Source organism: Clostridium sp. (assembly GCF_051278035.1).
Taxonomy (GTDB): Bacteria; Bacillota; Clostridia; order Clostridiales; family Clostridiaceae; genus Clostridium_AD.
In genome coordinates this window covers 1-3,812 of the sequence record NZ_JBNMNU010000272.1, presented here as the reverse complement: position 1 = coordinate 3,812, position 3,812 = coordinate 1, and the positions used below count along the sequence as shown (strand labels likewise).

Here is a 3,812-nt window from a genome sequence, read left to right as displayed (position 1 = left end):
TGGAGCTAGCAATAGGAATCGAACCTACAACCTGCTGATTACAAGTCAGCTGCTCTACCGTTGAGCCATGCTAGCAAGCATATGGCGACCCAGAACGGACTCGAACCGTCGACCTCCGCCGTGACAGGGCGGCACTCTAACCAATTGAGCTACTGGGCCATATATGGTGGGAACAACAGGGTTCGAACCTGTGACCCTCTGCTTGTAAGGCAGATGCTCTCCCAGCTGAGCTATGCTCCCATATATGTTTTATGGTGACTCCTAGGGGAATTGAACCCCTGTTACCACCGTGAAAGGGTGGTGTCTTAACCGCTTGACCAAGGAGCCTAATTATTACTTGTCGCTTTTTCATCATGTGCTTTCGTTATCATTGTGCTGCCGCTTGCAACCCAACATAGACTATAATACATAATTTTTGTCGAAGTGTCAACATATTTCTGTGTTTTTTTTTATTTTTTTTTTATCCAACCAATAAATTCTGCGATTTCAACTGTTTTTATTATAGAACAAATCTAATAATCATGTTCAATTCACTCATTTTAGGGTAAACTTATAAGTAAAACACTTTATATTAAAAATATAATTCACTTTCTTGAAAGGAGAGATTTTTTTGAAACATTCTCTTATAATAATTGGCGGAGGCGCCGCTGGTTTAACCGCTGCTCTTATAGCTAAAGACCATGGAATAGATGTAGCAATAATTGAAGGAACTGATCGAATAGGCAAAAAAATATTAACTACCGGTAATGGAAGATGTAATATTAGTAATGCAAATATAAATATCGATAATTACCATAGTGAAAATTCGTATTTCCAAAAGAACACACTAGATTCTTTTACCTCAAAGGATACTATAAACTTTTTCGAATGTTTAGGCCTACCTTTAGTAACTTTAGATGATGGCAAAATGTTTCCGATGTCATTACAAGCATCATCAGTCCTTGATATATTACGCTTTGCTCTAGAAGAGAAAAACATTCCCGTGTATATAAACACAAAAGCTAAAGAAATTATAAATAATAATCATGGCTTTATGATTTCTAGCTCAGATGATACTACATACCAGTGTGAAAAAATAATTATTGCTACAGGTGGTAAATCTGCTCCTAAAACTGGTTCTGACGGCTCTGGATATACTTTGGCTAAACAATTAGGCCATAGTATAATATCTCCTACTCCAGCTCTTGTACAGCTTAAATTAAACTATAACAGACTAAAGGCTTTATCTGGAGTAAAATTCAATGGTTATGCGGAAGTATTTATAAATGATATAAGCGTACAAAAGGAATTTGGAGAAATACTCTTCACAGACTACGGTATTTCTGGACCTCCAATTCTTCAACTTAGTAGAATTGCTTCTTTTTCCATATCTCAAAATAAAAGAGTATCTTTAACAATTGATATGTTGCCAACCATCGAGCCTAGAGCTCTAAACAATTTTTTGTGCAATCATTGGTCAGTATTTGAAGATCGTTCTGTATATGATTCATTCATTGGAATAATTAATAAGAAAGTAATTCCAATAATTTTAAAAGAAGCAAATGTTGAAGATATACATAAACCTTGCTGCAATTTAAGTATAAAAGAAAAAAATGCTATATATTCACTTTTAAAACATTGGGAATTTGAGATTTCCGGAACTAATTCTTTTGCAAATGCTCAGGTCACTGCTGGAGGGATCAACACAAAAGAAATCAATTCGCAAACTTTAGAGTCAAATATTGTTCCAAAATTATTCTTTGCAGGAGAAGTATTAGACGTAGATGGAGATTGTGGTGGTTATAATCTTCAATGGGCATGGAGTTCTGGTGCTATAGCTGGGAAAAGTGCATCCAAATAGATATCCTTTTGAATTAACGTGGAGGGTTTTGTATTTTAGCTATGAGGTAAAATACTACAATAAAAACCGACTTTTCTTTAATAGATAAGCCGGTTTTTATATGTATATACCCATTATTATGTGAAAAGCCAAGTACTTTCTAATAGTGTTAGCTTAGTTCCATTTTCATTTACAATCTTATGCCTACATATCGTCTTGCTTTCTTCTCTTATAACCTCTGTGCTTACCTTTATGGTTTCTCCATAGGTTGTTTCCTTTATGTACGTTACCCTAATATTCTTTAGTTCACAATTTAATACTATGTCCTTTGGAACTGTTTCTAGAGCCCAAGCAACATATTTAACATTGTTTACGTGTAAGTTTGTATCAATATCACTATACCTTACCTTAAAACTTTTTTCCTCCTGTACTTCACTTATCTCTTGTATATCCTGAATGCTTAAAACATCATTATTGCTATCATCTATTCCATAGACCTTATACATATCCTTCGTAATTCTTATTGGCCTTCTTCTATCTGTATTAATTAGAATCCAGACAGAATTTGCATATCCTATTTTATTTCCACAAGAGTCAATAATTTCATATTTTCTGTATGCATAGAATCTATTAAAGGAATGCGCAAATGTTTGTACCTTTATAGTCTCGTTTAACAGTGGATATGACTCCATTGTTATGTCCCACTTATATAACACCCAAGCCATTTTGTTATCTTTAAGATATTCTATGCCTACGCCCAAGCTTTCGCTTTGGTACATTGCCATATCCCCAAGATAATCAATAATACTTGTAATTAGAGCTCTTTTATGAATATCAGCTTCATAATAATGAATGTTATAATTTCTATCCGTAATAATTGGATTTCTACTCATGCTTTCACTCCTCTATTTGTGATAATTGTTTTTTTAAATAATTATCACGTCAATTTATTAATAAAATAATATCAAATTAATGTAATCAGGTAAACATTAACAGCCAAATGTTTACACAATCTTTATATTTTATAAAATGCTACAATTTAAATTTCTCTTATCTATGTAATTTTTATTAAAAAAGTGATAAAATGTTATAGTCGGTATTCATTTATGAAACTGAACTATTAAAATGACCGTAAATAGGGTCGACTTATATCCTTATGGAATAAGAGCGGAGGTAAAATATGATTATGAGTTCTATTAAAAACAAAAAAATGAAAACAAATCAACTTACAACAATCGGGATGCTATCAGCTATATGCGTAGTACTAGGCTTAACTGGATATGGGTTCATACCACTTCCTGGTGCAAAAGCAACCATTATGCACATTCCTGTTATTATTGGCTCGATAATCGGTGGCCCAATAGTCGGAATGACTATTGGGCTCATATTTGGTATTTTTAGCATTATGCAAAATATTATGGCTCCCAATCTATTATCTTTTGCCTTTATAAATCCACTAGTTTCCGTATTGCCACGAGTGCTTATTGGGCTTACTTCTTATTATGTTTATAAAATAAGCTTTATAAAAAATGATAGCATAAGAATTGGGATAGCTACCGTTGTTGGTTCCGTAACCAACACCTTTGGAGTACTTACAATGATATATTTCCTATATGCAGCGAAATTTGCTGTTGCTAAAGGTATAGACCCGTCTATAGCTGCTAAAACCATATATGGTATAGCTCTAATAAACGGTATCCCAGAAGCCATCATAGCTACTATAATTACCATACCTGTCGTACTCTCAATTAAAAAACTAAAAAGTACTAATTTATAGTTGACGTTTAGTATTTATTTAGAAAAAACTAAGACACCTAGTATTCGCTAGGTGTCTTAGTTTTTTTATGCGTTTAGTTTAGCCATTAATTCTTCTATATTAAGACCATGAACCATTGCTGCTTCTTCTAGTGTTTCAGCTTGTGCTGAAGGGCATCCTACGCAACCCATTCCAAATCCCATTAATATCTCAACTGATTCTGGGAATTGTCTTACA

Annotated in this window: 4 protein-coding genes and 4 tRNA genes; 2 read left to right on the top strand and 6 right to left on the bottom strand. The window is 33.5% G+C overall.

All coding sequences use genetic code 11. From position 1 onward, the window contains the following. The 4 genes from ACJAX4_RS22735 to ACJAX4_RS22720 form a co-directional block, all read right to left on the bottom strand. Window positions 1-75: transfer RNA gene (locus ACJAX4_RS22735), tRNA-Thr, on the bottom strand. A gap of 7 nt (window positions 76-82) precedes the next feature. Further along, window positions 83-159, bottom strand: a tRNA-Asp gene (locus ACJAX4_RS22730). Window positions 160-164: 5 nt separating this feature from the next. Next, window positions 165-240 (bottom strand) — tRNA-Val (locus tag ACJAX4_RS22725). Window positions 241-252: 12 nt separating this feature from the next. Further along, window positions 253-327: transfer RNA gene (locus tag ACJAX4_RS22720), tRNA-Glu, on the bottom strand. A gap of 283 nt (window positions 328-610) precedes the next feature. Here ACJAX4_RS22720 and ACJAX4_RS22715 point away from each other — a divergent pair. Further along, window positions 611-1,840, top strand: a complete 1,230-nt coding sequence (locus ACJAX4_RS22715; RefSeq protein ID WP_435791719.1) for an NAD(P)/FAD-dependent oxidoreductase — start codon at window positions 611-613, stop codon at window positions 1,838-1,840. 116 nt (window positions 1,841-1,956) lie between these two features. Here the strand turns inward: ACJAX4_RS22715 and ACJAX4_RS22710 are convergent, their stop codons facing one another. Further along, on the bottom strand, window positions 1,957-2,712 hold the full coding sequence (locus ACJAX4_RS22710) for an acyl-[acyl-carrier-protein] thioesterase (RefSeq protein ID WP_435791718.1): 756 nt from the start codon (window positions 2,710-2,712) through the stop codon (window positions 1,957-1,959). Window positions 2,713-2,999: 287 nt separating this feature from the next. Here ACJAX4_RS22710 and ACJAX4_RS22705 point away from each other — a divergent pair, with 287 nt between their 5' ends. Further along, the gene (locus ACJAX4_RS22705; RefSeq protein WP_435791717.1) at window positions 3,000-3,596 is read left to right on the top strand and encodes an ECF transporter S component; all 597 of its coding nucleotides are present in this window, start codon (window positions 3,000-3,002) and stop codon (window positions 3,594-3,596) included. 65 nt (window positions 3,597-3,661) lie between these two features. Here ACJAX4_RS22705 and ACJAX4_RS22700 read toward each other — a convergent pair. Further along, the coding region (locus ACJAX4_RS22700; RefSeq protein WP_435791720.1) for a DUF1858 domain-containing protein at window positions 3,662-3,812 on the bottom strand (151 nt) is incomplete at its 5' end.